Below are 3,463 nucleotides of genomic sequence, written 5' to 3' on the forward strand. Positions count from 1 at the left end.
GGACTTGCACCGGCTGGCTGCCCTGAGCTTGACGCTCGGTTACATCTCCTCAGCCTCCTTTCGAACCGGGACAATGCCCGAGCTGCTGGACGTACGCTCTTCCAAGATTTCCGTGAAGCCGGTCAGTGAGTTGCCTGGGGTGTGACTCTGTGTTGCCGACGGTCGGCGGCCACGAGGAAGACGCGCTTGCGGAGCAGTGGAAGTCCGGCTCTGCCGCCCATCTGGCGCTTGAGGAACTTGATGTCCGTGACTCTGCCCTCGACGCAGCCCGAACTCCATTCCGTGCTCAGGCCGAGGACGACGGCGTCGAGGTCGGTGAGCAGGCCGTCGGCGAAGCCGCGGAGGCCGATGGCGGTGTCCGCTCGTGCTGCGGTGATCCATTCGGGCAGGCGGCTCGCGCCGCGGATGGCCATCATCGCGGCGAAGGAGCGGACGTGTCCGGTGGCGGCTTCGAGTTCGGGGCAGCGGGCCAGGATGGTCTTGAGTTTGTGCTGGTCGTCGTCGCTCATCCGGTCGGGGTTTCGGGTGATCCAGCCGGTGACCTTGCGGATGCCGGGAGGCCGGGTCGGGGGCGGGGCATCGTCGGGTGTGCGTCGGAAGCGGCGGAGGTAGTCGCGGACGACGGAGTAGGAGCCGGTGAAGCCCTGCTCACGAAGTTCGGCGTGGAGTTTCACGGCGCTGGTGTGGCCCTCGTTCCAACGCCGGTGGAGGTAGGGCTTGTGGGGGTCCAGGATGCTGGGCAGGTTCTGCCAGCGGCCGGTGGCCAGTTCCTCCCAGGTGACGGCGCGGGCATAGCGGCGGACGGTGTTGCGGGACAGTTCCAGGCGGCGGGCGACGGCTCGGATGGTGAGGCCCTGGCCGATCAGGTCGTGCACGGCGGTGTGGTGCTGCTGGACCCGCTCGGCCAGCCGGCCCGCGCGGGAGAGCGGCGGGTGCAGGACTTCAGGGGGTGAGTCCGGGGTGGGGGCCGGTTCGCGAAGGCAGGAACTGTGCTTGCTGACCAGGGACTTCACGGCCTCGGCGAGGTTGTGCCACAGGTGCCACAAGTCGGCGACCTGGACGGCGTCGGGGGCTCCGGCACGGGCGCCGTCCGCGAAGGCACCGCCGCGGTCGCGGCAGATGATCTCCACTCCGGGATGGTCCGTGAGCCAGGCGGCGAACGTCACCGACTCCCGGTCGGGCAGCAGGTCGACGGGGGCGTGGGTCTCGCAGTCGACCAGCACGGTGCCGTACTTGTGGCCCTTGCGGGTGGCGAATTCATCGACCCCGAGGACCCGGGGCGTCTGTGCGTACGGATCGGCCAGGGCCATGGCCAGGCTCAGCAGAGTGGTGTCGCTGACCGGAGCCGGCAGCCGGGCCGCCAGGCGTTCACCGGCGCGGCCCGCCAGGGCCACCGCGATCGTGCCCAACAGGCCCGTGAGCTGCGGAGTCCGCCGACCGTAACGCACGGTCAGCCCATCGACCTGCTCGGCGAACGTCACTCTCGCGCAGCCGGGGTTGTCGCAGAACAGGCGCCGGATGGTCAGCGTGATGGACACCCGTCGGCCGCCGACGGCGTCGTCGGCGAGTCGGCGCTCGTAGCCGCTGTGCCGGCGTCTCGACAGAATCTCGCAGTCCGGGCACGACGCCGAGATCGTCGATGCCGTACTCGCCACGATCCGTAACAGACCGCCCTCTGCCACCACTTGCTCCACCAGCACCCCGCCGAGGTGCGGAAACACCGTCTTCAGCAACTCTGCACACTGACCGAGCATCCCGCCATCCATGACGGAACGTCACTGGCGCACGGAAGCATGACCGGCTTCACGGAAATCTTGGAAGAGCCACGGTTCAAGCGACGCCGACAAGCGTGATGCTTCCGGGTAATGACCAGCCGTTCGTACGTCCAGCTGCCGGCAGGGGCGACGGCAGGGATAGCTCTCCTCGTGCTGTACCGACCCCAAAACGGAGGTCGCGCGGCAGGTGAGCAAGGGTGCGGTCGCTTCCTACGGGTGGTGCGATCGTGCCATGGGTCGAGCGCGGCGTGCGGCAGCCGGGAAGCGGCGGACAGCTCGCCCGCGGCACGCGACGTCGCTGCCCGGGCCACCCGCTGCTGAGGAGAGCCGAGACTCAACTCCTCCTCATGTCTCGGCGATCGAGACGGCCGCAATGGAGCGCAAGGATGAGACGGGCCTGAAGTCGTCGCACATGAGGGTCACCGTGGACACTTCGTGAATCCACACCGGTCGCGTGTTGGCGCATCAGAGGGCGGTACGTAACTTGATGACCGTTTCGTCGTCGCCTGAACGTGTGGCTCTGCGGACTGGTGGCTGGTCACGGGGCTCGGCTGTGCTGGAGTGGCTCCGTGAGCGACCGCAAGCCCTACAAGAGCGACTTGTCCGACGAGCGGTGGGCGTTGGTCGAGCCCGTGGTCACCGCTGGAAGGCCCGGCATCCGTCGGTCAGCGGGCACCAGGGCCGGTACGAGATCCGGGAGATCGTCAACGCGCTGCTGTACCAGAGCCGCACCGGCTGCCAGTGGGACTACCTGCCGCACGACCTGCCGCCGCGTGGCGCGGTGTACTACTACTTCGCCAAGTGGCGTGACGACGGTACCGACCAGGTCCTCCACGATCTGCTGCGCTGGCAGGTCCGCGAGGGCAGGGGCCGACTAGGGCCTGTGTGACGTCGTGATCAGTCAGTTGCCTTCAGCAGGTCGTTGATCCAGATCATGGAGGCGCGGAGGTGGAGGCCTGCGAGGTAGCTCTCGGGCGACTTGTCGTATCGAGTGGCGATGCCCCGCCAGGCCTTCAGCTTGTTGATCAGGCGCTCGACGGTGTTCCGCTCCTTGTAGAGACCGGCGTCGTGACCTGTGGGCCGGCCGCCCCGGCTGCCTTTCCTCTTCCGGTTGGCTGCCTGGTCCTTCTTCTCCGGGATGACGGCCTTGATGTTGCGTTTGCGCAGGTAAGAACGGTTGGCGCGGGATGAGTAGGCCTTGTCGGCGGCGACAGCCCCAGGCCGGGTCCGGGGACGGCCGACAGGCAGACGGACCCGCACCTTCTGCAGCACGGGGACGAACTGCGGGCTGTCGGCGGCCTGTCCCGCGGTCAGGACGAACGACAACGGACGGCACTTGCGGTCCGCGGCGAGATGAACCTTGCTCGTCAGCCCGCCACGGGATCTCCCGAGCAGGGCTTCCTTCAGACGGAGCTTGTGCCGTCGTCTGAGGTGCCGCCGTTTTTCCCGGTCGGGGGCGTCGCTTGCGTCCTGTCCGTTCTGTTCCGGCGTGCCGCCCCCTTTTGCCGGGCCCGTTCCTGGTCGGCGGCAGCTTCTTCAAGGGCGCCCATGACCTCCTTGCCGAGGCGCATCCCGGCGGCGTCGTGGTGGGCGCGGGCGGTGGTGGAGTCCACGCTGCCGAGTAGCCGAGGGGAATCTCACCCCTCGGCTCTCACAGAACGGAGCGTGACAATCTCTCGTCACTCCGC

The 3,463-nt window shown here is 68.1% G+C and carries 1 protein-coding gene and 2 pseudogenes; 1 reads left to right on the top strand and 2 read right to left on the bottom strand.

Annotated features, from left to right (window positions below; genetic code table 11):
- Positions 1 to 122: 122 nt before the first annotated feature.
- Positions 123 to 1,733 (bottom strand): ISL3 family transposase, encoded by a 1,611-nt coding sequence (locus AB0D14_RS44750; protein ID WP_362791231.1) that lies wholly within the window; start codon positions 1,731 to 1,733, stop codon positions 123 to 125.
- 611 nt (positions 1,734 to 2,344) lie between these two features.
- Here AB0D14_RS44750 and AB0D14_RS44755 point away from each other — a divergent pair.
- Positions 2,345 to 2,637: pseudogene (locus tag AB0D14_RS44755) on the top strand (transposase); the annotation flags it as partial.
- 35 nt (positions 2,638 to 2,672) lie between these two features.
- Here AB0D14_RS44755 and AB0D14_RS44760 read toward each other — a convergent pair.
- Positions 2,673 to 3,397: pseudogene (locus tag AB0D14_RS44760) on the bottom strand (IS5 family transposase); the annotation flags it as partial.
- Positions 3,398 to 3,463: the final 66 nt, after the last annotated feature.

The sequence above is a fragment of the Streptomyces sp. NPDC048484 genome, from assembly GCF_040651415.1.
Lineage (GTDB): Bacteria > Actinomycetota > Actinomycetes > Streptomycetales > Streptomycetaceae > Streptomyces.